General features: G+C 72.8%; 25 protein-coding genes, 1 tRNA gene and 2 pseudogenes. 15 read left to right on the forward strand and 13 right to left on the reverse strand.

Going from position 1 to position 22007, the window contains the following annotated elements; genetic code table 11:
- Positions 1-10 precede the first annotated feature (10 nt).
- The gene (gene nagA / locus ACFV5N_RS09730; RefSeq protein ID WP_385596538.1) at positions 11-1168 is read left to right on the forward strand and encodes an N-acetylglucosamine-6-phosphate deacetylase; all 1158 of its coding nucleotides are present in this window, start codon (positions 11-13) and stop codon (positions 1166-1168) included.
- A 75-nt stretch (positions 1169-1243) separates the two neighbouring features.
- Here nagA and ACFV5N_RS09735 read toward each other — a convergent pair whose 3' ends face one another.
- From ACFV5N_RS09735 to ACFV5N_RS09745, 3 genes and pseudogenes are all read right to left on the reverse strand, one after another.
- Positions 1244-2215: a carbohydrate-binding protein gene (locus tag ACFV5N_RS09735; protein ID WP_385596481.1), complete on the reverse strand. Its 972-nt coding sequence runs from the start codon at positions 2213-2215 to the stop codon at positions 1244-1246.
- A 99-nt stretch (positions 2216-2314) separates the two neighbouring features.
- Positions 2315-2716: pseudogene (locus ACFV5N_RS09740) on the reverse strand (GGDEF domain-containing protein); the annotation flags it as partial.
- A 63-nt stretch (positions 2717-2779) separates the two neighbouring features.
- Positions 2780-3928, reverse strand: a pseudogene (locus tag ACFV5N_RS09745) (PAS domain S-box protein); the annotation flags it as partial.
- 274 nt (positions 3929-4202) lie between these two features.
- Here ACFV5N_RS09745 and ACFV5N_RS09750 point away from each other — a divergent pair.
- Positions 4203-4703 carry a flavin reductase family protein gene (locus tag ACFV5N_RS09750; RefSeq protein ID WP_385596483.1) on the forward strand — a complete coding sequence of 167 codons (501 nt, stop codon included), beginning with the start codon at positions 4203-4205 and terminating at the stop codon, positions 4701-4703.
- A 42-nt stretch (positions 4704-4745) separates the two neighbouring features.
- Here the strand turns inward: ACFV5N_RS09750 and arfB are convergent, their stop codons facing one another.
- On the reverse strand, positions 4746-5186 hold the full coding sequence (gene arfB, locus ACFV5N_RS09755; protein WP_385596485.1) for an alternative ribosome rescue aminoacyl-tRNA hydrolase ArfB: 441 nt from the start codon (positions 5184-5186) through the stop codon (positions 4746-4748).
- Between the two features lie 150 nt (positions 5187-5336).
- Here arfB and ACFV5N_RS09760 point away from each other — a divergent pair, with 150 nt between their 5' ends.
- Positions 5337-5912, forward strand: coding sequence for a TerD family protein (locus ACFV5N_RS09760; protein ID WP_385596488.1), 576 nt, complete (start codon positions 5337-5339; stop codon positions 5910-5912).
- Between the two features lie 58 nt (positions 5913-5970).
- Here the strand turns inward: ACFV5N_RS09760 and ACFV5N_RS09765 are convergent, their stop codons facing one another.
- Positions 5971-6450 (reverse strand): Uma2 family endonuclease, encoded by a 480-nt coding sequence (locus ACFV5N_RS09765; RefSeq protein WP_385596490.1) that lies wholly within the window; start codon positions 6448-6450, stop codon positions 5971-5973.
- A gap of 243 nt (positions 6451-6693) precedes the next feature.
- The gene (locus ACFV5N_RS09770) at positions 6694-7284 is read right to left on the reverse strand and encodes a Uma2 family endonuclease (RefSeq protein ID WP_385596493.1); all 591 of its coding nucleotides are present in this window, start codon (positions 7282-7284) and stop codon (positions 6694-6696) included.
- A 155-nt stretch (positions 7285-7439) separates the two neighbouring features.
- Between ACFV5N_RS09770 and ACFV5N_RS09775 the strand changes: the two genes are divergently transcribed.
- Positions 7440-8432, forward strand: a complete 993-nt coding sequence (locus ACFV5N_RS09775) for a zinc-binding dehydrogenase (RefSeq protein ID WP_385596541.1) — start codon at positions 7440-7442, stop codon at positions 8430-8432.
- Between the two features lie 69 nt (positions 8433-8501).
- Here ACFV5N_RS09775 and ACFV5N_RS09780 read toward each other — a convergent pair whose 3' ends face one another.
- Positions 8502-9734, reverse strand: coding sequence for a PP2C family protein-serine/threonine phosphatase (locus ACFV5N_RS09780; protein ID WP_385596495.1), 1233 nt, complete (start codon positions 9732-9734; stop codon positions 8502-8504).
- A gap of 266 nt (positions 9735-10000) precedes the next feature.
- Positions 10001-12157 carry an alpha-galactosidase gene (locus ACFV5N_RS09785; RefSeq protein ID WP_385596498.1) on the reverse strand — a complete coding sequence of 719 codons (2157 nt, stop codon included), beginning with the start codon at positions 12155-12157 and terminating at the stop codon, positions 10001-10003.
- 39 nt (positions 12158-12196) lie between these two features.
- Between ACFV5N_RS09785 and ACFV5N_RS09790 the strand changes: the two genes are divergently transcribed.
- The 4 genes from ACFV5N_RS09790 (at position 12197) to ACFV5N_RS09805 (ending at position 14508) form a co-directional block, all read left to right on the forward strand.
- Complete coding sequence (locus ACFV5N_RS09790; protein WP_385596501.1) at positions 12197-12460, forward strand: hypothetical protein; 264 nt, start codon at positions 12197-12199, stop codon at positions 12458-12460.
- A gap of 47 nt (positions 12461-12507) precedes the next feature.
- On the forward strand, positions 12508-12987 hold the full coding sequence (locus ACFV5N_RS09795) for a hypothetical protein (RefSeq protein WP_385596503.1): 480 nt from the start codon (positions 12508-12510) through the stop codon (positions 12985-12987).
- A gap of 393 nt (positions 12988-13380) precedes the next feature.
- Positions 13381-13815, forward strand: a complete 435-nt coding sequence (locus ACFV5N_RS09800) for a hypothetical protein (protein WP_385596506.1) — start codon at positions 13381-13383, stop codon at positions 13813-13815.
- Between the two features lie 72 nt (positions 13816-13887).
- On the forward strand, positions 13888-14508 hold the full coding sequence (locus ACFV5N_RS09805) for a flavin reductase family protein (RefSeq protein ID WP_385596509.1): 621 nt from the start codon (positions 13888-13890) through the stop codon (positions 14506-14508).
- Here the strand turns inward: ACFV5N_RS09805 and ACFV5N_RS09810 are convergent.
- Both ACFV5N_RS09810 and ACFV5N_RS09815 read right to left on the reverse strand, forming a co-directional pair.
- The gene (locus ACFV5N_RS09810; RefSeq protein ID WP_385596512.1) at positions 14492-14680 is read right to left on the reverse strand and encodes a DUF397 domain-containing protein; all 189 of its coding nucleotides are present in this window, start codon (positions 14678-14680) and stop codon (positions 14492-14494) included. The genes ACFV5N_RS09805 and ACFV5N_RS09810 overlap by 17 nt on opposite strands.
- A complete protein-coding gene (locus tag ACFV5N_RS09815; RefSeq protein WP_385596515.1) occupies positions 14670-15509 on the reverse strand; it encodes a helix-turn-helix domain-containing protein in 840 nt (279 codons plus the stop codon). Before ACFV5N_RS09815 ends, ACFV5N_RS09810 begins: the two co-directional genes overlap by 11 nt.
- 118 nt (positions 15510-15627) lie before the next feature.
- Here ACFV5N_RS09815 and ACFV5N_RS09820 point away from each other — a divergent pair, with 118 nt between their 5' ends.
- Genes ACFV5N_RS09820 through ACFV5N_RS09830 form a run of 3 tightly spaced genes read left to right on the forward strand, consistent with a single transcriptional unit; the run spans position 15628 to position 16273 of the window.
- A complete protein-coding gene (locus tag ACFV5N_RS09820; protein ID WP_385596517.1) occupies positions 15628-15876 on the forward strand; it encodes a hypothetical protein in 249 nt (82 codons plus the stop codon).
- Positions 15873-16037, forward strand: a complete 165-nt coding sequence (locus tag ACFV5N_RS09825; RefSeq protein ID WP_019431759.1) for a hypothetical protein — start codon at positions 15873-15875, stop codon at positions 16035-16037. Before ACFV5N_RS09820 ends, ACFV5N_RS09825 begins: the two co-directional genes overlap by 4 nt.
- On the forward strand, positions 16034-16273 hold the full coding sequence (locus ACFV5N_RS09830) for a hypothetical protein (RefSeq protein WP_385596520.1): 240 nt from the start codon (positions 16034-16036) through the stop codon (positions 16271-16273). Before ACFV5N_RS09825 ends, ACFV5N_RS09830 begins: the two co-directional genes overlap by 4 nt.
- A gap of 61 nt (positions 16274-16334) precedes the next feature.
- Here the strand turns inward: ACFV5N_RS09830 and ACFV5N_RS09835 are convergent.
- Together ACFV5N_RS09835 and ACFV5N_RS09840 are read right to left on the reverse strand one after the other, a co-directional pair.
- Positions 16335-16409 (reverse strand) — tRNA-Thr (locus tag ACFV5N_RS09835).
- Positions 16410-16501: 92 nt separating this feature from the next.
- Entirely contained in the window at positions 16502-17047 is a 546-nt protein-coding gene (locus ACFV5N_RS09840) for an NlpC/P60 family protein (protein ID WP_385596522.1), read from the reverse strand.
- 149 nt (positions 17048-17196) lie between these two features.
- On the opposite strand from ACFV5N_RS09840, the gene ACFV5N_RS09845 reads away from it, so the two are divergent.
- From ACFV5N_RS09845 to ACFV5N_RS09860, 4 genes are all read left to right on the forward strand, one after another.
- Positions 17197-17856, forward strand: a complete 660-nt coding sequence (locus ACFV5N_RS09845; RefSeq protein ID WP_385596525.1) for a hypothetical protein — start codon at positions 17197-17199, stop codon at positions 17854-17856.
- Between the two features lie 242 nt (positions 17857-18098).
- On the forward strand, positions 18099-19223 hold the full coding sequence (locus ACFV5N_RS09850; RefSeq protein ID WP_385596527.1) for an ABC transporter ATP-binding protein: 1125 nt from the start codon (positions 18099-18101) through the stop codon (positions 19221-19223).
- Positions 19224-19422: 199 nt separating this feature from the next.
- Positions 19423-19872, forward strand: coding sequence for a hypothetical protein (locus ACFV5N_RS09855; protein WP_385596529.1), 450 nt, complete (start codon positions 19423-19425; stop codon positions 19870-19872).
- Between the two features lie 51 nt (positions 19873-19923).
- The gene (locus ACFV5N_RS09860; RefSeq protein ID WP_385596532.1) at positions 19924-20652 is read left to right on the forward strand and encodes an NDP-sugar synthase; all 729 of its coding nucleotides are present in this window, start codon (positions 19924-19926) and stop codon (positions 20650-20652) included.
- A gap of 41 nt (positions 20653-20693) precedes the next feature.
- On the opposite strand, the gene ACFV5N_RS09865 is transcribed toward ACFV5N_RS09860, so the two are convergent.
- A complete protein-coding gene (locus tag ACFV5N_RS09865) occupies positions 20694-21671 on the reverse strand; it encodes an alpha/beta fold hydrolase (protein ID WP_385596535.1) in 978 nt (325 codons plus the stop codon).
- Positions 21672-22007: the final 336 nt, after the last annotated feature.

The raw sequence follows: 22007 nt of genomic DNA on the forward strand, positions 1-22007 counted from the left end.
GCCCCACACCATGACCGCCAGCACCGCGCCGCTGACCACCCTGACCGGCGCCGACATCGTCCGCCCCACCGGTATCGACCGCGGCGGCCGGATCACCGTCGCCGGCTCCCGCCTCGCCGGCCCCGCCACGGTGGCGCGGGAGAACGGCGGCGAGATCCTCGACCTGGCCGGCCACTGGATCGTCCCCGGGTTCATCGACATCCACGTGCACGGCGGCGGCGGCGCCTCCTTCTCGGCCGGCACCGCCGAGGAAGCCCTCACCGCCGTCGACACCCACCGGCGGCACGGCACCACCACCCTGCTCGCCTCCACCGTCACCGGCACCCTCGACGACCTGGCCCGGCAGGCGTCCGCCCTCTCCGAACTCGTCGAACAGGGCGACCTCGCCGGGCTGCACTTCGAGGGCCCCTTCATCTCCCCCGGCCGCTGCGGCGCCCATGACCCGGCGCTGCTGCGCGCCCCGGAACCCGAGGCCGTACGCCGCCTGCTGGACGCCGCGCGCGGCACCGCGCGGATGATGACCCTGGCGCCCGAACTCCCCGGCGGCATCGAGGCGGTCCGGCTGCTCACCGAGCGCGGCGCGATCGCCGCCGTCGGACACACCGACGCCCCGTACGACACCGTCCGCGCGGCCGTCGAGGCCGGTGCCCGCGCCGCCACCCACCTCTTCAACGCGATGCCGGCGCTCGGCCACCGCGCGCCGGGCCCGGTCGCCGCGCTGCTGGAGGACGAGCGGGTCACGGTCGAGCTGATCAACGACGGCACCCACCTGCACCCCGCCGCGCTGCGGCTCGCGCTGCGGGCGGCGGGGCCGGACCGGGTGGCGTTCATCACGGACGCGATGGGCGCGGCGGGCATGGGGGACGGCAGCTATCCGCTGGGCCCGCTGCGGGTGGAGGTGACCGGTGGGGTGGCCCGGCTTCCGGAGGGCACCATCGCGGGCTCGACGCTGACCCTGGACCGGGCCCTGCGGCGGGCCGTCACGGTGGACGGCCTGCCGATCGAGGAAGCGGTCCGCGCGCTGTCCACCACCCCGGCCCGGCTGCTGGGCCTGGCGGACCGCACCGGCTCCCTGGAGCCGGGCAAGGACGCGGACCTGGTGGTCCTGGACGCCGCGTTCACGGTGACAGGAGTCATGCGCCGGGGTGAATGGCTGGTGAAGCCGTGAAGCCATGAAAGAAGGCCGCCCGGGGTGGGGGGTGGCGGCCGTGAGGGGTGCGCGGAGGAAAGCGCGCGGCGGGCGTCAGCCGGTGACCTGCTCGTCGGTGATCCACAGCTTGTCGATGTAGACGTCGCACTTGTCGCCCGTGGTGCAGCCGATGTGGAAGGTGTTCTCACCCGGCTCCAGGTCCACCAGCTTCCAGGTGCGCGTCCACCGCTTGTCCAGGCCGTCGGAGTCCTCGATGTGCGGCCCGTTGAAGTCTTTCGCATCGATCTTGTCGTTGCGGATCTCGGAGTTGACCGCGAAGCTCAGCGACTGGTCGCCCTTCACGGTGTACCCCATGTTGAAGTAGTACTGCCCCGGCTCGCCCTGGAAGTCGATCGTCCAGCTCACGGTGGCGTTGTGGTTGTTCATTCCGCCCACGTACGCACCGCTGCCGGACCGGGCGCCGGGGATGTTGGACTCCAGGACCGCACCGGCGGAGAGGGTCACCTCGCCGGGGTCGGTGATGTCCGCCGTGGGGAGTTCGGCGTCCGGGTCGCCGTCCTCGTCCTCCTCCTCGTCGCCCGGGTCCTCCTCCTCCGGGTTGGTGTCCTCGTCCTGCTGGTCGCCGGTCGGCCCGGCCGGCGGGTCCTCCTGGGACTGGTTGCTGTCGTCGTTGTCGCCGTTGCTGAAGATGACCGCCGCGCCGACGCCGACGACCACCGCCGCCACGACGGCGATGGCACCGATCAGCAGCCCGTTGCGCTTCGGCGGGCCCGCGTCGCCGCGCCCCCGGCCGCCGTGGCCGCCATGACCGCCGCGGCCGCCGCCGTGCGCGCCGCCCGGCTGGGTCTCGGGGGCCGCGTAGTACGCGTCCTGCTGCCCGTGCCCGGCGCCGCGCTGGCCGCCGAAGCTCCGCTCGCCGACCGGGCGGACCTGGTGGTACGAGGGCGGGGGCTGCGGGGCCTGCGGCTGCCCGTCCCCGCCCTGCCCGCCCTCGGGTCGATAGAGGTACCCGAAGGGGTCGTCACCCTGCTCAGGCGTACCTCTGCCCTGGCTCCCCGCACTCATCGACCGCGCTCCTTACCCTTACCTGTCACTGCTGTGCCCCGCCCTGGTACATACGGGCGCGAGCCTACCCCGTTCGGGGGACAGCACTGCCCTGTCCGCTCAGCCGGCCCGGCGGCGACCCTGTGACCTGGACCGTTTCTCGACGTACATGCGCTGGTCGGCGGACTCCAGGATCTCCGCCGTGGTCATGCCGCACGCGGCCCATCCGATGCCGAAGCTCGCCCCGACCCGGACCGCGCGGCCCTCCACCCGGATGGGCGGGATGATCGCGTTGCGCAGCCGGACCGCCAGATCGGAGGCGTCGGCCGTGCCGAGCCCTTCGGCCAGTACGACGAACTCGTCACCGCCGAGCCGGGCCACCGTGTCGTTGTCCCGGACGCCCCGCTCCAGCCGCCGGGCGACCTCCACCAGCACCGCGTCGCCGCAGACGTGGCCGAAGCGGTCGTTGATGGACTTGAAGCCGTCCAGGTCGCAGAAGAGCACGGCCAGGCCCTTGCCGTCGCCGCCCGGGGTCTCGGGCGACCTGACGTGCTCGTGGTCGTACCCGGGCCGCAGCGGCCCCGCGCCGCCGCTGTCGAAGGCGTCGGCGGCGGCCTGCGCCGGGCTGGCTTCCCTGCCGTGCCGGGCGCGGCGCGGTGCCTGCTCGCATATCCGCTCGCTGAGCCGGGCCCGCAGTTCGGCGGAGTTCGGCAGGCCGGTGAGGGAGTCGTGGCTGGCGCGGTGGGCGAGGGCGAGTTCGTGGCGCTTGCGCTCCTCGATGTCCTCCACGTGGGTGAGCAGCATCCGGGCGCCCTCGGCCGCGTCGGCGACCACGGAGTTGCGCAGGCTGACCCAGACGTAGCTGCCGTCGCGGCGGGCGAGGCGGAGTTCGGCGCGTCCGCCCTCGGCGGAGGTGCGCAGCAGGACGCCGGTGTCCTCGGGGTGGACGAGGTCGGCGAAGCCGTAGCGGCGCAGGACGGCGGCCGAGCGGCCCAGCAGCCGGCACAGGGCGTCGTTGACGCGCAGCAGCCGGCCGTGTTCCTCGCCGCCGACCTCGGCTATGGCCATGCCGCTGGGCGCGTACTCGAAGGCCTGCCGGAAGCTCTCCTCGCTGGCGCGCAGGGCCTGCTGCTCGCGCTCCAGACGGACGAGGGCACGCTGCATGTTGCCGCGCAGCCGGGCGTTGCTGAGGGCGATGGCGGCCTGGGTGGCGTACATCTGGAGGGCTTCGCAGCCCCAGGCGCCGGGGCGGCGGCCGTTGCGCGGCTTGTCGACGGTGAGGACGGCCAGCAGTTCGCCGTCGGGGGCGTGCATGGGGGCGAAGAGGCGGTCCATGGGGTGCCACTCGTCCGGGTACCGGGGGGCGGGTCCTGTGGTGCGCCACTGGGGGACGTCGTCCTGGTCGAGGACCCAGCCCTCGGTATAGGGGATGAAGCGCAGTTCCCCCCAGCGCTCGCCCATGCTGAGCCGGCGTTCCCAGGAGGCGCGGGGGCCGGAGCGGCCGGCCACCTCGGCCTCGACGGTGTGACTGCCGGCGACGGCGGCGACCAGGAGGTCACCGTCGGGTCTGACGTAGTTGACCGCCGCCAGTTCGAAGCCGACGGCTTCGACGACCCCGTTGGCGATGGTCTGCAAGGTGTCGGCCACGCTGCGGGCGGTGCTGAGCTTCGCGAGGACGCGGTGCAGCTCTCGCAGCGAGGCGAGTCGAACGTATGGCTCCGTTTCCGTTTCCATCACTCCCCCGAACGACCCGAATGCACGTGCAGATACACAGGCCACTGAATCACAGCGAGCTGCCCACTAGGTACACAGGGTCAGCGATAAGTCGCCTGCTGTGATTCAAGTCACACTGTGGAAGGACTCGGTCGCACGATGTAGGACGCCGGGCCGCCCCCTCTGGTTCTGGGGCCCGATGCGCCGCGCCACTGTGCGCCGTTAGCGTGTCGGAGTGCGCCTCCCCACTGAGTCCTCCCAGAGTCCGCAACCGCCCGTCCCCCATCCTGAAGGGGTGAGCGAGGACGAGTTCAGGGCCGCGATGTCGCGGCTCGCCGCCGGAGTGGTCCTGGTGACCGCGCACGACGACGAGGACGGACCGCACGGCGCGCCCGCGGGGATGACCGCGACGGCCTTCATGTCCGTCTCCCTGGACCCGCCCCTGGTGCTGGTGAGTGTACGGACCGGTTCACGCATCGACGAACTGCTCGAACGCCAGCCGCTGTGGGCCGCTTCCCTGCTCGCGGAGGGCGAGCGGGTCATAGCCGGCCGGTTCGCGATGAAGGGGCGGCTGAGCGACCGGCTGCTGTTCAAGGAAGTGCCGCACCGGCTGGGCGAGATCACCGGGGCTCCGCTGCTGACCGACGCGCTGGCGACGGTCGAGTGCCGCACCGAGCAGCGGGTCGCGGCCGGGGACCACACGCTCGTGGTGGCCCGGGTGCTGTCGGTGGGCCTGCCGCCGGCGGAGGGCGGCCCGCTCACGTACTTCCGGGGCCGGTACCGCCACCTCGCCTGACGACGGGCAAGCAGCGGACAGCGGGTTCCGGCGGGCCGCCGGTCAGTCCCAGCCCTGCCGCCCCGAACGCCCCCGCTTCACATCCGACCGCTGCTTCTTCTCCCGCAGCCGCCGCTCGTTGATCCCCCGCGGCACCCTGGTGGCCCGGCGCGGCGCCCGCGGCGGGGCCGTCACCTCGGCGAGCAGCCCGGCCATGCGCAGCGCGGCCGTCTGCCGGTTGCGCCACTGCGAACGGTGCTCACTGGCCCGCACCACCAGCAGCCGCCCGTCCACGAGCCGCCCGCGCGCGGCCAGCTCACGCAGCGCCCGCTCCTTCCACACCGGGGGCAGCGCCTCGGTGGCCGCGACGTCGAACGACAGCTCCACCTGGCTGTCGGTGGTGTTGACGTGCTGACCGCCCGGCCCCGACGACCGCGAGAAACGCCAGCGAAGCTCGGCCTCGGGCAGGAGGACCGAGCCGCGGATGACATAGGGACCGGACATGTCTCCATGGTCCTACGCGTCCCCCGGGGCCCGCATCCCACTTTCGTGCCGCGCGGAACCCCACGGGCCCCTGTCGTCGTTGGAGGGGTGCGGGACGTTTACCCGCGCTCGGGCAACCGATCAACCAAGCTGGATTAAAGGGGATTCTCCATGGGTGTGAGCCTGACCAAGGGCGGCAATGTCTCGCTGACCAAGGAGGCTCCCGGTCTGACGGCCGTCACGGTCGGCCTCGGCTGGGACGTCCGCACCACCACCGGTGCCGACTTCGACCTCGACGCGAGCGCCCTTGCGGTGAACGCCGCGGGGAAGATCGTCTCGGACCAGCACTTCATCTTCTACAACAACCTCACCTCGCCCGACGGCGCCATCCAGCACACCGGCGACAACCTGACGGGTGACGGCGACGGCGATGACGAGACCATCAACATCGACCTGTCCTCGCTGGGCGCCGATGTCGACAAGGTCGTCTTCCCCGTCTCCATCCACGACGCCGACAACCGCGGCCAGAACTTCGGCCAGGTCCGGAACGCGTACATCCGCGTCACCAACCAGAACGGCGGCACCGAGATCGCCCGTTACGACCTGACCGAGGACGCCTCCACCGAGACGGCGATGGTCTTCGGCGAGCTGTACCGCAACGGCGCCGAGTGGAAGTTCCGCGCGGTCGGCCAGGGTTACGCCTCCGGCCTGGCGGGCATCGCCCAGGACTTCGGCGTCAACGTCTGAACGCCGGCCCACGGCCACGACGGGGGCGGTTTCCTTCGGGGAGCCGCCCCCGTCCGGTTCAGAACCCGGACGTGTCCAGGGTGAATCCGAACGGCTCCGGCAGCGGGAGCGGCTCGCCCAGCGCCTTCGACACGGTGTCGAGATACCGCCCGTCGCGTGGGCGGGAGAACAGTGTGACGAGACCCTTGTCGTGGTCGGTCAGCAGGAAGCTGGGAATACCGGCCCGGGCGTAACTGCCCAGCTTTCTGCCGCGGTCCTTGTCCGCGGTGGACGGCGAGGTGACCTCACAGACCAGCAGAACCGGCGCGGGGTCGTGGTACTGCTCGGAGTTCTTGAAGACTCCCCGAGGGGCGACCACCAGGTCCGGTACGACGCGATCCGCGGGCGCGTTGCCCGGAATCCGCAGCCCCACCCCGGTTCTCATGCGCAAAGCCTTGTCCTTGCGCCCCGCGAGCTGCTCCAGCAGCTCACTCACGATCTCCTCGTGATCACCATGCGCCGGCGGCACCGTGTAGATGTTCCCCTCGATCAATTCCACGCGCCACCCCGGGGGGCTGTCGCATCCAGGTCGTCGAAGGTCCTCTCGATCACACCGGCCATGAACTCGGCGTCGGAGACTTTCCGCCTGTCCAGCCGAGGCGCTCGGTGCTCCTGATCAGTGCCCGGATCACGCCCGGGAAGAGTCACGGTCACGGCGTACCTCCTTCTTGCGGAACGCAACCCCGCCAGCGGAGAAGTGCCCTCCGGCAGACGTGCCGTGGCCGACCACCCGAAGGTGTGATCACCAGGTGTTCGGTTTGACCGGGGCCGGGAACACCGCCGTGTCGATCGTCGCCTCCAGCGGGGCGGGCAGCGCCAGCCGCTCGCCGAACGGGACCGAGTTCTTCTGGATGTAGCGCGCACCCGAGGGCCGGGTGAACAGCGTCGTCGACCGGTAGTGCCGGTCCACCAGGAGGTACGCCGCGACGCCCGCGCGGGCGTAGGCACGGACCTTCTCCACCCGGTCCACGTTGCCGGTGGCCTTCATCGTCACCTCCGCGACCAGCAGCACCGAGGCCGCCGTCACCGTGGTGGCCCCGGCCGGGGTCAGCACCAGGTCCGGCAGCACCCGCCCCGGCATCTCCTCGTCCGCCAGCATCAGCACCGGCACCGGCCCGACCCCGGAGCGGACCTCCGCGTCCGCCCGCTGGGCGCCGAGCTGGGCGGCCAGCGAGGCCACGATCTCCGCGTGCCCCGCGTCCTCCTGCGGGGTGACCCGCACATGCCCGTCCACCAGCTCCACGCGCCAGCCGCCGGGCGCCACCGCCGCCATGGCCCCGTAGCCGTCCAGCGCCGCCTGCGCCGCCATGGCGGCGGCCGTTCCCGTGTTCATGCCCCGAACCATCCCAGCGCGGCCCGGCATGCCGACAGGGCGCACCGGCGATGATCACCCGAAGGTGTGAGCTTGACTTCAAGCTCACTTGAGGTCGCACCGTGGAGGCGTTCCACCGCCACGCACCGGCCCACCGGAAGGACGGCTCCTCCGCCATGCACGCCATCCAGCTCCACGCCTACGGCCCGCCCGAGAATCTCCGCTACGAGGAGGTCCCCGACCCCGAGCCCGGCCCCGGCCAGGTCCGCATCGCCGTCGCCGCCGCCGGCGTCCACCTCGTCGACACCACCCTGCGCACCGCCCCGCTCCCCCACTGGCCGGAACCCACCCTCCCCACCATCCCCGGCCGCGAGGTCGCCGGGACCGTGGACGCGCTCGGCCCGGACACCGACCCGGCCTGGCTCGGCCGCCGCGTCGTCGCGCACCTCGGCATGGTCCCCGGCGGCTACGCAGAACGCGCCGTCACCGCCACCGGCCGGCTGCACCACCTCCCCGACGCCGTCCCCTTCGACCGGGCCGTGGCGATGATGGGCACCGGCCGGATGACCATGGGCATCCTCCGCTTCGCCACCATCGGCCCGCGGGACACCGTCCTCGTCCTCGCGGCGGCGGGCGGCATCGGCGCACTGCTCGTCCAGTACGCCCGGCACCGCGGCGCCACCGTCATCGGCGCGGCCGGCGGCCCCGCCAAGGAGGCCACCGTCGCCCGGCTCGGCGCCGACCTCGCCGTCGACTACACCCGCGACGACTGGGCGGACCGGATCCGCGCCGCCCACGGCGACCGCCCCGTCACCCGCGTCTTCGAGGGCGTCGGCGGCGCGTACGCCCGTACCGCCGTCTCCCTGCTCGCCCCCGGCGGCGCGCACATCTCCTACGGGTACGCCTCCGATCCCGGCGACACGCTGGTGGTCGGGGAGGAGGAGCAGCGGCGGCTCGGCATCACCTCCGAGCAGACGCTCGGCCCGGCCCTCGCCGCGAAGATCGGCGGGATGGAGAACATCCGCGTCCTGGAGGAGGAGTCCCTGCGCCACCTGGCGGCCGGGACCCTCACCCCCCTCGTGCAGCGCTACCCGCTCGCCGAAGCCGCCCGCGCCCACCGCGACCTGGAGTCCAGGGCGACCACCGGCAAGGTGGTCCTCGTCCCCTGAGCGGGCCGGACGGACGGCCGGACGGACGGCCGGGCCGCCGGACCGCCGGGGCCTTCCGGCCCCGGCCCCTCAGAGCCGGACGACGACCAGCGCGGTGTCGTCCGTGGCGCCGTCCTCCGGCAGCAGCTCACGCAGGATCGCGTCGGCGAGGCGCTCCGGGTCGGCGCCCCGGTGCCGCACGAGAGCGTCCGCCAGCCGGGTCAGCCCGACGTCGATGTCCTCCCGGCGGCGTTCGATCAGCCCGTCCGTGTAGAGGACGAGCGTGTCCCCCTCGGTGAACCCCGCGCGCTCCTGCGGCCTCGGCAGATGCTCGATCCGGGCCCCCAGCGGGGGATCGGTCGCCCCGTCCAGGAACTCGACACCGCCCTGGGCGCGCAGCACGGCGGGCGGCGGATGCCCGGCACAGCTGTAGGTGAGGAGATGCGCGCTCCAGTCGACGGCGACCTGCGCGACCGTGGTGTTCTCCGCGCCCTCGACCGAACGGGCGTACAGCCCCAGCACGTCCAGCGCCTGGGCCGGTCCCCCGGCGACCCGCGAGGTGGCGCTGAGGGCGCTGCGCAGCAGGCCCATCACCCCCGCGGCCCGCAGCCCGTGGCCCACGACGTCGCCGACCGAGGCGACGATGCGGTCATCCGGCAGATCGACCAGGTCGTACCAGTCGCCGCACACGTTCAGGGCGCTGACGGCGGGCCGGTACCGCACGGCGGCCCGGTGGTGCCCGACATCACCGGAGACGGGCAGCATCGCCTGCTGGAGGGCGAGGGCCACCTCGCGCTCGCGGGCGTGCGCCCGGCGCAGGCGGTCGTTGACCTCCTGAAGCTCCCCGGCCCGGGTGTACAGCTCGGCCTCCAGCACCCGGGTCCTGCTGTTGTCGGGCAGGGCGCCCAGCCTGATCAGCTCGGTGACCTCCTCCACCCGGTGCACCACCAGCACCACCTGCCCGCCGGGCCCGAGCACCGGGGAGTTGACCGGGCTCCAGTACCGCTTCTCCCACACCCCGGGCCGGTCCGCGCGCTGGACGTCGTACCGCTGGAGCGCCATGCTGTCCCGCTCCCCGGTGGCCACCACCCGCCGGAGCGAGGCGTGCAGATTCCGGGCGCCCTCGGCGTCGGCGTTCTCGGGGTTGTCGGGGAAGACATCGAACACGTACCGGCCCACCAGCTCCTCGCGGGAACGCCCGGAGACCCGCAGATACGCGTCGTTCACGTCCGCGTACACCAGCTCGGGCGTCAGCAGCGCCACCATGCTGGGCAGCCGCCGGAACACCGCCTCGTAGTCGATGCCGTTCCCTGCGTCCGTCATGCCAGCCCGCCTCAGCGCCGCTCCCGGTGTCCACCACCCTAGAAGCGGTACGGGGCCCGCGCGCCCCGAGCGTGCGCCGGGCGGGGCCGCCGCCAAGGGCCCGGCGCCGGGGGTCCGCCGCCGGGGCCGGTACCGCCCCGGCACCGTCACCCCGACGGCCGTCCCCCCGACCGGCCCACCCCCGGCCACCAGCCCGGTCCGGGCGGGGCTGCCCTATCCGGACAGGGCTGCCCGACCCCGCTCCGCAACCCGGCCGCCCGGCCCGGCTACCCGACCCGTTCCGCCTCCAGCAGCACCAGCCGCTCCGGGTGCATCGTCGGCGCCCGCACCCCCGCCTCCGCCAGCACCCGCCCCGGCAGCGTCACCCCGTCCGCGTCGCCCCACCACGGCAGCGGCATCCACGACGACACCCCCGCCGCGCGCCCCGGCTCCAGCGGACGCACCCGGTACTCCGCCGCCGGGTCGAGGCCGGGCAGCTGCACCCGTCCCACCGGCGCGGTCACGCTCGTCGCCGTCTGCACCAGCGCGTACACCGCCCGCGCCGCGTCCGGCGCCACCACCCCGTGCACCCACAGCGCCGGGTCGGGATGGTCGCCGCGCACCACGACGCCGCCGTGCAGCAGCGCACGGAGCCGCTTGTAGAGCGTGATCCACTCCGCCAGCTCCGCCCGGTCCTCCGCGCTCGCCCGGCTCAGGTCCCACTCGATCCCGAAGTGCCCGAACAGCGCCGTACCCGCCCGGAAGTCGAGCCGGTGCACCCGCCCCGTGGTGTGCGCCGCAGGCGACCCGACGTGCGAGCCCATCAGCTCCGGCGGCAGCAGCAGCCCGGTCCAGCGCTGGATCCGCTGCCGCTCCAGCGCGTCGATGCAGTCGCTCGTCCACACCCGGTCCGTGCGCTCCAGGATGCCGAGATCGATCCGGCCGCCGCCCGACGAGCACGACTCGATCTCCAGCCCCGGGTGCCGCGCGCGCAGTTCGTCGAGCAGCCGGTACACGGCGAGCGTCTGCGCGTGCACCCCGGCCCGGCCGCCGGCCGCGCTGTGCCCGGCCTCGATCAGGTCCCGGTTGTGGTCCCACTTCAGGTAGGTCAGCGCGTACTCGCCGACGATCGCGTCCAGCCGGTCCCGGATGTACGCGTACGCCGCCGGATGCCCCAGATCGAGCACCTGCTGCTGCCGCGCCTCGGGCGGCAGCCGGTCGCCGGTGGCCAGGATCCACTCGGGGTGGGCCCGCGCCAGATCGGAGTCGGGGTTGATCATCTCGGGCTCCACCCACAGCCCGAACTCCATCCCCAGGCCGCGCACATGCTCCGCGAGCGGGTGCAGCCCCTGGGGCCACACCTCCTCGTCCACGTACCAGTCGCCGAGCCCGGCCGAGTCGTTCCGCCGCCCCCGGAACCACCCGTCGTCCAGCACGAACCGCTCCACCCCGACCTCGGCCCCGGCCTCCGCCAGCTCCGTCAGCCGGGTCATGTCGTGGTCGAAGTACACCGCTTCCCACACGTTCAGCGTGACCGGCCGGTCGTCGGTACGGGGGTGGCCCGGCCGGGCGCGCAGGTACGCGTGGAAGCGGGTGGACAGCTCGTCCAGCCCGCTCGCGCCGTAACTGCCGTACACCCACGGGGAGACGTACGCCTCGCCCGCCGCCAGCGTCAGCTCGCCCGCCAGCAGCAGTTCGCCGCCGCCCAGCAGGGACACCCCGTGGCTGGTGCGCTCGGCGAGGGAGCGCTGGTTGCCGCTCCACGCCACGTGCAGGCCCCACACCTCCCCGGTCCTGAACCCGAACGCCGCCGTCCCCGCCACGTGCACGGTGACCGCGTCCGTCCCCGTCCGGCCGCGCCGGTTCTCCCGCAGGTGGGTGCCGAGGGTGAAGTCGTGCCGCTGCGGGCTGCGCTCGCGCAGATGCCGGCCGGTGAGGGTCAGCAGCTCGGTGGCGCGCTCGGGCACGGGGAGGGTGAGGAGCACACCGGAGAGCGTGTACGGGGGCCGGCCGGTGTCGGCGCGGTTGGTGACCGTGGCCCGCTGCCGCACCAGCCCGGAGGCGGTCAGCTCGACCTCAAGACGCAGCCCGAGCGCGGCGTGCGCGTCCTCGGCCTCGACGGTCAGCGACGCCTCGGCGGCGTGCAGCGCGGTGACGGTGAAGGCGGTGGAGAAGTCCGCGCCCGCCCGGTGCCCGGTCAGTCCGGGGGTGCCGAGCCAGCCGGCCGACTGCTCGGGCAGCAGCGCGACGGGAACGGTCTCGTCGGTGCCGTTGGGCGCGATCGGCGGCACCTCGGCCCGTACCAGCGCGGCGAGCGCCGCGTCGGACAGCTCGCCCAGGTCGGCGCCCCAGTGGACGGCGCGCGGCAGTTTCGCGTCCGCACAGTTCAGCACCAGGCTGACCCCACCGGCCCGAAGATGAACAATGGTCCCGTCGTGTCGCATCTGCGGCCTCTGCTTGGTTGATCGAACATGTTGAGACGTGTGCGATATTTCTACCTGGAGGACTCCCCGATGACCACCCCGTACGCCTCCGAATCCCACACCAACCCCGACCGCTGCAACTGGTGCGAGGGCGAGGGCGCCCGCCCCTACACCTGGGCCTACATCCCCGGCAACGACCCGTTCCGCTTCAAGGACGCCGTCACCCATACCCGCATGGGCAACTGCCGCAACTGCAACGGCACCGGCCTCTACGACGCCCGCCGCGACCCGACGATCCCCCACGACGAACACGAGGGCGGCTGAGCCGCCGGACCGGGACCTCTGGACTATCTTTGGGGCAGCCTGAATCCATGAACTCTCACCTGGAAGACCTTCCGTTCACCGAGTTCATCCAGCGACCCACGGCCGCCACCGGCCGCCTCGCCTCGGTGCGCGCCCTCCGGCTGCGACGCCGCGACGCCGAGGACCTGACGGTGATGCCCGCCGATCGCGCGGAGCGCGAAAGCCAGGTCGTTGATTTCACCGCGCGGCTGCTCGTCTCCCTCCTGGCACAGACCGATGGCCCCGAGCTGGTCCGCGCGGCGCTGCCGGCCGCCCTGCCGTGGGTGCGTTTCCTGCCTCCGGAGGATGTGGACACCCTCGCGGGCGAGCTCGCCGAGACCTCCGTGGCCGCGACCTCCCTCGGCAACACCGCACCGATCGCCCAGCTCCTCATCGAGTGGCGGCACACGGCCGAGATCCACGCCGATCAGGAACTGCTCCACCTGCTCACCCACCCCAGCGGCGAGGACTACGGCCCGGCGACCCCTCCCGAGGCAGCACACGCATGACCCCCGAGCGCGGTGACCGGGCGGCGCCCCCGCCCCTCCCCGACGAGTACGACATCCGGTTCGACAACGGCGAGAGCGCCAAGGCTGGGAATCCCTCGCCCGCAGCGCCCCCGCCAACCTGCGCAGGGCGTCCGACGCCCTGCGGGCCCGGCCGCGTCCGGCCCCGCCCACGGCCCGCCACCACGCGCTGCGCGGGAGCCTGGCCCAGGTGGACCGCCGGAGCGTGCCCCTGGAGCAGTGGCAGCACGAGGTCACCAGCGGCGGCCCTATCCGGTACCTGATCGACGACGCGAGCAGCACCCGGTGGATCACCTGTGCGGACCCGCCCACCCCAGAGCCACGGACAGCTGACCGGCCCTGCCCCACGGGATCCGGCCGTGGCAGGCTGGCACCGTGGACTCCCTGTGGACGAGCGTCGTCGCCGTGGCCGGCACCCTGCTCGGCTCGCTCAGCACCCACCTCTTCCAGCGCCGGGCCACCCGCAGCCAGACCCTCCGGCAGGAACGCCTCGTCTCCTACAGCGCCTTCGCGGCGACTCTGGAGGAGTACCGGCACGGCCAGAACACCCGCTGGCACCAGCGGAACGAGCCCGACCGCACGGCAGCGCGCGACGAGGCCCACCGGCTGCGGACCAGCGCCCGCCAGGCGCTCCACCGCGTCGAACTGCTCACCGACGATCCGGCGCTCACCGAACTCGCCCGGGACGCCTACCGCAGCACCTGGGCCATCTCCACCGCTCTGGAGCCCGACGAGCACCGTGAGCGGGACGGCGCGTCCCGGCAGGCCATTGAGGCATTCGTCACGGCGGCGGCCCGGCACGTGCGCTGAGCACCGTCCGCCGGGCACTGGCGGACAACGCTTCGGCGCCCGCCGAAACGGTTCGTTCCTAGGCTCGCGGCCATGCACATCGCGATCGAACCGAGCATCCTCTACTTCGGCACCCCCGTGGTCCTCCTCAGCACCGAGAACGAGGACGGCACCTGCAACCTCGCGCCGCTCTCCTCGGCCTGGGCCCTCGGCCACACGGTGGTGCTCGGCCTCGGCAGCGACGGGCAGAGCGCGCACAACCTCACCCGGCGTCCCGATCTGGTGATCAACCTGCCGTCACCCGACCTGTGGCCCGCCGTCGAACGCCTCGCACCGCTCACCGGCCGCCACCCCGTCCCGCCCACCAAGGCGGCCGGCTGCCGCTACGAGCCGGACAAGTTCGGCGCCGCCGGACTCCACCCCGAGCCGTCCGATACGGTCCGGCCGCCGCGCGTGGCCGAATGCCCGCTCCAACTGGAGGCACGGGCGGCCCTGGTACGGCCGGACGCGGCGGGCGCGTTCCTCATCGTCGAGGCCCAGGTCCGCAAGGTCCACGCGGACCCCGCCCTCACCGTCCCCGGCACCGACCACATCAACCCGGCCGCCTGGAGCCCGCTGATCTACAACTTTCGCCACTACTTCGGGCTGGGGCCCGAACTCGGCCACTCGTACCGCGCACAGACCCCCGCCACGACAGTCAGCGGGCGGTCTTGAGATCCGCTATGAAGGCCGACCAGGCGGCGGCCGGGAAGAACACGATGGGGCCGTGCGGGGACTTGGAGTCCCGGACCGGGAAACCGGCGGGGTGGCCGTCCGCAACCTCGACGCAGGCCGCATTGCTCGCGCCGCTGTAGCGCGACCGACGCCACGTGTACTCAGGGGGCATGTCTGTACTCTTCCGCTACTGATGCGAGGAGGGCCAGAGAATTTTCCGGGGCCATGGCGAGGGCCCGGCCCATGTCGAACAACCGCTGGTAGAACCTGACCTGCCCCGGGTCGTCCGTGGAGTGGCCCCAGCTGATGCCGTCAACGTAAGCCATGTCCGGGCGGTCCGCGAAGTTCATGATGATCAACAGCCCCTCCATCAGCGCGTGTACCCCAGCGCTGAACGGCAGGATCTGCACCACGATCCGGCCTCGCTCGCCTAGTGCGGCAATGTGCTCCAATTGTTCGGCCATGACCGAGGGGCCGCCGACGGGCCGCCTGATCACAGCCTCGTCCATGAGTGACCAGAGGGCGGGCCCCTGGGGATCGCTGAGATACTGCGCCCGCCGCATCCTCCTGGCGACCTTCGCATCGTTCAGCTCGTCGTCACGCCGGATCTGCCCGCTGGCGTACACCGCTTTCGCGTAGGCCGGCGTTTGCAGGACGCCCGGCACCAGACTCGGTGCCCAGTCGCAGATGAGTGTCGCCTGGTGTTCCGTCTCGGCGACGGCCGTGAAGTAGTCAACGACGCGGGAGCTTTCCCACGTACGACGCATTCTGTAGAACAGTTCGTCGTCCGCCGTCCCGAGGATCTGGTCCAGCCGCCTGGCATCCTCCGGACTCGGCCTGCGCCGCCCGCGCTCGAAATGGGCGATGTTTCCCGGCGAACAGATCATCAGCTTCGCCAGCGCTTCCTGGGTGAGTCCGGCCCGTTCACGCCTGAGCCTCAGCAATTCGCCGTAGAGCTCGCGCGGCAACTGCGGGACTTCTGGTTCTTCGCCGTTGGTCATGGCGTGCAACGTCCTTCCCTACGAAGTTTGCTGTGGTGCGCGGGCCCCTGGTGCATCGTAGGAGCGGGCGGACACGCTGTGCACGTAAACAACCGCAAGTGGTGAGAAAGGCCCACCCATGACCACAGCACCCCAACCACCCACCTCCGCCGAAAGGCTGGCAACAGCCGAACGTGTCCGCACGGCCGAGCAGGTGGTGAACGAGGTCCGTGAGGCGATGACGGCGGCCGGGGTGATCCTGCCGTCGCTGCGCATCGACCTCGCGTCCTGCTCCGGTGACGCGAAGCGTCCCCTCATCGAACTCGGCCGCTGCAACCTCGACATGGCGCGCAAGCTCGCCTCCGTCCTGCGGGGGTGCGCGCGGTGAGCGAGTCCGCGGGGCTGCTGCCCACCCGCCGGGGGAAGACGGTCACCGTGCGGCTGAAGCGGCGCGATCCGGACCGCCGGCCCCGGCTGTCCGAGCTCCTCGCGCAGGCGAACGCCCTCAGCGCCGCGAACCGGCGCGGCAAGGGAGGTGCCGGAGCGTGACCCGCGCCGTGCTGCGCTTCATGCGCTGGACCAGCGAACCCGACCGCGAACCCGACGCCGCGCCCCTCACCCACCGGATGCGGTGCGATCTGTGCGGGGCCCGGTCGGAGCGGACGGTGGTGTTCGGTGAGGCCCAGGACTGGCAGCTCGCCCACGCGGCCCGCCACCCGGACCACCTCACGTACACCGAAACCCTCACCCGCCCCTGGCGCGCCTGGATGAACGGCGCGGCCTAGCGGATACGGGCAAAGGAGAAGGCCCCTCCGGAGTCCTCCTGAGGGGCCTGTCCCGCTGCGGAGCCGCCTGTCGGATTCGAACCGACGACCTACGCATTACAAGTGCGGTGCTCTGGCCGGACTGAGCTAAGGCGGCAGGCCCCGCGCATCAACTTCCGGGGCGCAGACAGCCTACAATGCTTCCCTTCCGCCCGGGCAGTGCCCGGGCCCGGCCCGCCCCCACCCCCTTCAGGCGCCGCCGGGCGCCCCGCCGCCACCCGCGCCGTTCCCCTCCGCCGCCCCGGCGCCGAACCGTGCCGCCTGGTCCCGGCGGGCGGCGGCGGCCGCCGTCGTGCCGGTGTCCCAGCGGCGGGGGCGGGAGCCGCGCAGCACCAGTTCCACCGGGGCCCAGCCGGCCGCCCGGGGGCGGTCCCAGCCGGGGGGCGGGGTCAGGGCCTCGATGGCGGCGGCCGTGTCGATGCGGACCCGGTCCCAGGCGTGGATGATCCGGCCCTCCCCGAGCGCGATGCCGACGTGGCCCCAGTTGCGGCGAGTGCCGAACAGTTCACCGACGCTGTCGAAGAAGACGAAGGCGCCGCGCGGCGGCACTCCGTCGCGGGTGGCGGCCTCGTAGGCGGTGGCGGACTCGTGGGCGGTGTCGCCGCCGAAGAGTTCGAGGCCGTTGGCGCGTTCGTAGGCGTCCTCGGCGAAGGCGAGGCAGCGGGTGGCGTAGGCGGTGGAGCCGAGGTGGCGCTCGGCCCAGGCGATGGCGTTGTCGACGCGGGCGTCCTCCATCCGCCGATGGTGGGTGCGGAATGCCGGGGCGCGCCAGTGGTTTTCGGGTGCCGGTCCGGCGCGGATCCCGCCGTTTCCCCCCGTTTCCCCCGTTCCCCTCCCCCCTGTGCGAACATATGTTCGAGGAAACGAGCGTTACGGAGGCACCCATGACTCAGCCCAGTTGCTATCTCCTGGAGTTCTCCGTCGGATCCGGCGGGGCCCGCAAGGGCGACATCTACGCCGCGGGCACCCTCGGCGCGGTCCGGCGGGCGTTCGAGGAGAGCGACCACCTCGACCCGTATCTGCTGCTCCGCTACGGGGCCTGCCTGCGGCTGTGGGTGGCGCGGCACGGCACCGTCACCGGCGGGGTCGATCTGCGGCCGTACGTGCGCAGCGCCGACCCCGCCTACGACGCCACCGTCCGCCGGCTGCTCCTCGACCCGGACGGGACGAACGGCGATCTGTTCGACGATCTCGACGTGGTGCTGTCCGAACACGGCTGGGACCTGCTGGCGGCGCTCCCGCTGCTGGACCGGCTCTTCGCGCTGCGCGACCGGGGCGGCCCGGTGGCGGAGGCGGAGGAGCGGCTGGCCGTCGCCGCCGCCGAGAACGGTGATCTGCCGCTGCCGCCCGGCGGGCGCCCGGTGGCCGGGCTGTGGCTGGACTGGGCGGCCCTCGCCCGGCGGGTGCCGGCCCTGGAGGTGCCGCTGCTGACCGAGGGGCCGGTCAGTGTGGCGCTGGCGCGGGGCGTGCCCCGGGACCCGGACAGCTATCTGTGCGCCGGGGTGGCCGGCGAACTGGTCGCCGGGGCCAACAACCTGGAGTGAGCGGCGCGGCGCCCGGCACCCGGACGGACCTGCCGGGCGAGGCCCGCTCCCCGGGCGCCCCACGGCCACAAACGCCCAGGTCCGAGCGGTCGGGGGACAACGCGCACTTTTTCGCACAGGACTCGTGACAAACGTTGTCCCTTCGCGTTAGGTTCGCACTGCGTTCACAAGGACGGTGGACGTGGCGCCTTCCTACTCGGATCGTCCGGCACGTTCCTGCCGGTAGAAGGAGAGAACAGAACATGGCTTCGGTTACGTACGACAAGGCCACCCGCATTTATCCCGGCGGGGAGAAGCCCGCCGTCGACGCGCTCGACATCGAGATCGCGGACGGTGAGTTCCTGGTTCTCGTCGGCCCCTCCGGCTGCGGCAAGTCCACCTCGCTGCGCATGCTGGCCGGTCTGGAGGACGTCAACGGCGGCGCCATCCGCATCGGCGACCGCGATGTCACCCACCTGCCGCCCAAGGACCGGGACATCGCGATGGTGTTCCAGAACTACGCGCTGTACCCGCACATGACGGTCGCGCAGAACATGGGCTTCGCGCTCAAGATCGCCGGTGTCAACAAGACCGACATCCGCACCAAGGTCGAGGAAGCCGCCAAGATCCTCGACCTCACCGAGTACCTCGACCGCAAGCCGAAGGCCCTCTCCGGTGGTCAGCGCCAGCGCGTCGCCATGGGCCGCGCCATCGTGCGTGAGCCGCAGGTCTTCCTCATGGACGAGCCGCTGTCGAACCTGGACGCCAAGCTGCGTGTCCAGACCCGTACCCAGATCGCCTCGCTCCAGCGCCGCCTGGGCGTCACCACGGTGTACGTCACCCACGACCAGGTCGAGGCCCTGACCATGGGCGACCGGGTCGCGGTGCTGAAGGACGGGATCCTCCAGCAGGTCGACTCGCCGCGCAACATGTACGACAAGCCGGCCAACCTCTTCGTCGCGGGCTTCATCGGCTCCCCCGCCATGAACCTCGTCGAGGTGCCGATCACCGACGGCGGTGTGAAGTTCGGCAACAGCGTCGTCCCGGTCGAGCGCGCCGCGCTCGCCGAGGCGCAGAAGCAGGGCGACACCCGCGTGGTCGTCGGCTGCCGCCCCGAGCACTTCGACGTCGTGAACGGCAACGGCGGCGGCCTGGAGAAGGCCGACGCCGACAAGGAGGCCGGGCTGGCCGTCACCGTCAACGTCGTCGAGGAACTGGGCGCCGACGGGTACGTCTACGGCACCGCCGAGGTCGGCGGCGAGACCAAGGACCTGGTCATCCGGGTCGGCGGCCGGGAGATCCCGGAGAAGGGCTCCCAGCTGCACGTGGTGCCCCGCCCGGGCGAGACCCACGTCTTCGCGGTCAGCAGCGGGGCGCGCCTCACCTGAGCTTCCCCCTTTCGTGGCCGAGGGCCGCGCGTTCCGTACCGGGTACGGGGTGCGCGGCCCTCGCGCGTCAAGGGACCATTCGAAAACGGCGAAACACGGTCACTCGTGGGAGTGACCAACTGCCATCAAACCGCTACTCCTCGCTACGATCGCATCGCCCGTCCAATCCACCCGTCGTCTCGCGAGGAAGACACCACCAGTGAATCTGGCTGTTCGCCGCATCGGCAGAAGTCTCGCCATCGTCCTCCCCGTTGTCCTGGTGCTCTCCGGGACCATGGCCATCACCAAGGTGCCCTGGGCCTCCACACCGTCCGAGGCGCTGCTGCTGCCCGCCTCCGCCGAGGCGGACGCGACCGCGGCGTCCGGGGCGGACGAGGAGAAGGCCGCCCCGGCACCCGAGCAGGTCCTCCAGGACCACCTCGTCGCCACCCTGCGCAAGGAGGACCCGAGCGTCGCGCTCACCGCCCTCCAGGAGGCCGTCGACCGCGAACCGTCCTTCGCCGAGCACTGCATGGACATCGCGCGGGCGCTCGGCCGGGCCGCCGTGGAGAAGTACGGCAGCGCGGTGCGGGCCCAGCAGCACGCCCGTCCGGTCTGCGACACGTCCTTCGCGACCGGCGTCATGGAGCTGAGCCCGTCCTGGGGATGATGCCGGGAGCGGCCCGGGGCGCCGTCCGAGGGATCCCGTAGGCTGCGGAGCATGACTGTTGCCCCGCAGCCCACGCAGGCGGTGGTCCTGGCCGGCGGCCAGGGATCCCGGCTGCGGCCCTACACCGACGACCGGCCCAAGGCGATGGTGGAGATCCCCGGTACCGGGGTGCCGATCATCGGCCACCAGTTGCGCTGGCTCGCCGCCGAGGGCGTCACCGACGCCGTGATCTCCTGCGGCCATCTCGCCGAAGTGCTCCAGGAGTGGCTGGAGAAGGCGGAGCTGCCGCTGCGGGTGTCCACCGTCGTGGAGACCGAACCGCTCGGCCGCGGCGGCGGGCTGAAGTACGCGGCGGCGGCGCTGCCCCGCCCGGACGAGCCCTGGTACGCCACGAACGGCGACATCTGGACCAGCTTCTCGCTGCGGGACATGGCCGCCTTCCACGCCGAGCGGGACGCCACCGCGACGCTGGCGCTCGCCAGGCCGCGCATCCCGTGGGGTGTGGTGGAGACCGACGAGTTCGGTCACGTCCTCGACTTCATCGAGGCCCCGCCGTCCCCCTACCTCGTCAACGCGGGCATCTACGTCTTCGCCCCCGAGTTCACCGCGCTGCTGCCGGACCGGGGCGACCACGAGCGGACCACCTTCCCCCGGCTCGCCCGCGCCCGCCGGCTGGCGGGCTTCGACCTGCCGCAGGGCACGTTCTGGCGGGCCATCGACACCGCCAAGGACCTCACCGAGGCCGCCCGCGAACTGGACGCCCACCAGCGGCGCGGCTGACCGCACGGCGGCCGGCCGCAGCCGGCCGCACGCACCTCGTCCTACCGCCGCTCCGGGTACGCCGTCCGCAGCCAGTCCACCAGCAACGCCCCGACCTCCTCGGGGCGTTCCTGCTGCACCCAGTGGCCGGTGTCCGGCAGCAGATGCGAGGAGACCAGCCCCGGCAGCGTGGTGGGGAAGGCGTCGACGGCGGCCGACAGCCAGCCGATGGAGGCGTCCTCGGCGCCACCGATGAACAGCGACGGCTGGGTGATCGGGGCACCGTTCCACGGCGCCAGGTCCTCCCAGTCCCGGTCCATGGTGCGGTACCGGTTCAGCGCGCCCGCGAAGCCGGTCCGCTCGAACTCCCCCGCGTACACGTCGAGATCGGCCTCGGTCAGCCAGACGGGCGGGCCGTCCGGCGGAAAGCGGTCCGCCATCCGCGCCCCGGCCGGGACGAAGTACAGGCCCGGATCGACGGTGGGGCCGCTCATGGCCGCGTAACAGCCCGCCAGCCAGCCCCGTACGTCCGCCTCGATCTCCGCCTCCGCGCGGCCCGGCCGCTGGAAGTAGCGGACGTAGAACTCCTCCTCGCCGCCCATCGCGGCGAACACCTCACTGGGGCGCGGCCCGCCCGGCGGGCTGTAGGGCACGCTGAGCATGCCCACCGCCGTGAACACCTCGGGCCGCAGCAGCGCCGCGTGCGCGGCGATCCCCGAGCCCCAGTCGTGGCCGATGACGGCGGCGGTGCGCTCGCCGAGCGCGGAGACCACGCCCACCGCGTCGCCGACGAGCGCGAGCATCCGGTACGCGTCCACGTCCGCGGGCTTGGAGGAACGGCCGTAGCCGCGCACGTCGACGGCCACCGCCCGGTAGCCGGCGGCGGCGATGACGGGCAGCTGGTGGCGCCAGGAGTACCAGGACTCGGGGAAGCCGTGCACCAGCAGCACCAGCGGGCCGCTGCCCTGCTCGACACAGTGGATCCGGCCGCCCTGGACCGGAACGGTGCGGTGGACGGGTTCCGGCTGCTGTTCCGGCATGGTGACTTCTCCCTCTGTGTCGCCCCTCGTCGGACACGATCATCGTCCGGCGCGGCGCGGCCCGGACCAAGGCACCTTGCCGTTCCGGCAAACGCGCCCCGGCCCCGGCGCGCGGGGATCGCGCACCGGGGCCGGGGCCGGGGGTGGGGTTCAGCGGGAGACGGTCAGCCGCCGCTGCCGAGGACGCCGCCTAACCGAGCAGCCCTCCGATCGGATCCAGGCTGCTGCGATTGCCATCACCCCCCTCGTCGGCGGGGCCGTTGTCCGACTCCGCCGAGGGTTCACCCCCCTCGCCGCCGGGTGCCGGTACCTGCTCGGGGGGGCCGCTCTCGGACG

Origin of the sequence: Streptomyces sp. NPDC059853 (genome assembly GCF_042731495.1) — a bacterium.
Classification (GTDB): domain Bacteria; phylum Actinomycetota; class Actinomycetes; order Streptomycetales; family Streptomycetaceae; genus Streptomyces.